The organism is Ciceribacter azotifigens, assembly GCF_048159625.1.
Lineage (GTDB): Bacteria > Pseudomonadota > Alphaproteobacteria > Rhizobiales > Rhizobiaceae > Allorhizobium > Allorhizobium azotifigens.
The window spans coordinates 1-1580 of record NZ_JBLQTA010000059.1 but is presented as its reverse complement, the minus strand read 5'-3'; the positions used below and the strand labels follow the sequence as shown (position 1 = coordinate 1580).

3 protein-coding genes are annotated in these 1580 nt (G+C 58.6%); all 3 read right to left on the bottom strand.

The window, feature by feature from the left end; translation table 11 throughout:
- Positions 1-185 (bottom strand): SDR family NAD(P)-dependent oxidoreductase (locus ACM6UT_RS23245; RefSeq protein WP_416799636.1); only part of this gene is annotated, 185 nt, incomplete at its 3' end.
- 65 nt (positions 186-250) lie between these two features.
- On the bottom strand, positions 251-1237 hold the full coding sequence (locus tag ACM6UT_RS23240) for a substrate-binding domain-containing protein (protein ID WP_416799635.1): 987 nt from the start codon (positions 1235-1237) through the stop codon (positions 251-253).
- Positions 1238-1330: 93 nt separating this feature from the next.
- Positions 1331-1580, bottom strand: a 250-nt coding sequence (locus ACM6UT_RS23235; RefSeq protein ID WP_416799634.1) for an ABC transporter permease subunit, incomplete at its 5' end; no start/stop codon positions are given.

Genomic DNA, 1580 nt, shown 5'->3' with positions numbered 1-1580 from the left:
TCTCCCAGGGCGTCAGCCTTGGCACGCGCGACCTGGTCGTTGATGTCGACGACGGCAACCTTGGCTCCCTTTTTGACGAACGCCTCGGCGATCGCTGCGCCAATTCCCGATCCGCCACCGGTCACAAACGCAACCTTCCCACTGAGCGGAAAGCTGAGATCGATGTCAAGAGCTCTGTCTGTCATATCCTGGACCTTTTGCTGTTGTGATGACGGGGCGGCAAACCGCCCCGCCTGTGATGGGCAACCTGTTATTTGCGACCTTCGAGCAAGGTGTCGACATTGTCGGCAGTCACGGGCGTCCACGGAACATTGTAGACTTTGTCCTTGCCCTCGTTGAAAGGCATGTCCGGATACTGGTCCCAGATGGCCGACTGCGGCTTGTAGTCACCCTTTTTTGCATGGAAGATCGCAAGATCAAGCGCGCCCTGGGCCTGTGCGTTGGCGTCCTGGAGGATCGACGTCATGGTGCCTTCCTTGACAGCGCGCAGGGCATCGGTGATGCCGTCGATACCGGCAATCGTGAAATCGCTGACATTCAGCTTTGCCGCCTTGATGGCTTCAATCGCGCCCAAGGCCATTTCATCGTTCTGGCCGATGACCCCATTGATCTGCCCCGGATGAGCCGTCAGCCAGTTTTCCATCAGTGTCTGCGCTTCGGCACGCGACCAGTTGGCCGTCTGCTGCTCGAGAACCTTCACATCGGGGCACTCTGCAAGAGCCTTCTTGTTGCCTTCGAGACGAGAAATCTGCGCGGACTGACCAATGGGACCTTCCAGGATCACGACATTGCCCTTGCAGCCAAGCTTGTCGAGCACGCCCTTGGCTTCCATGTAGCCGGACACCGTATCATCGGAACCGACATAGGAGGCGAGGAGATCAGAGTTGACGCGGGTGTTGGATCCGATCACCGGAATGCCGGCATCGGCTGCCGCCTGGACTGCAGTTGCGCCAGCATCAATGTCGATCGGCACGAAGATGATCGCGTCGAACTTCTGCGTGATCATCGTGTTGAACTGTTCCTGCTGAACCAAGGCGTCATAACGACCGTCGAAAATCGTCAGTTCGACTTCGCCATTCTTCACCGCCGGATGCTGCTCGAGCGCGGCCGACCAGATTTGCATGAATTCGGCATTCAGACCGTACACCGCAGCACCGATCTTCGGCTTGTCAGCCGCCACTGAAGGAGACGCCATCAGCGCCGTCGCGGTGGCCAGTGCCATCAAAAGCTTTCTCATTGTCATTTCCTCCGTTGTGATACCGGCCACCACTTGGTAGGCCGTCCCCTTTACACGGGTGCTAAAAGCCCCGTATCTCCCACAGGCTGCCGATCAGGCCCCCTGATTTCGTTTCTGGTCGAGCATGACCGCACCAACGATGAGCGCACCCTTGAGCACCTGTTGGTAGTAGGATTGGATCCCCATGAGGTCCAACCCGTTGTTCATGACGCCGATAATGAGCGCGCCGATCAGCGTCCCGGTTATCCGACCGACGCCTCCGGCAAGGCTTGTCCCGCCGATCACGACCGCAGCGATTGCATCAAGCTCATAGGCGATCCCAGCCTGCGGCAGGGCCGATCCG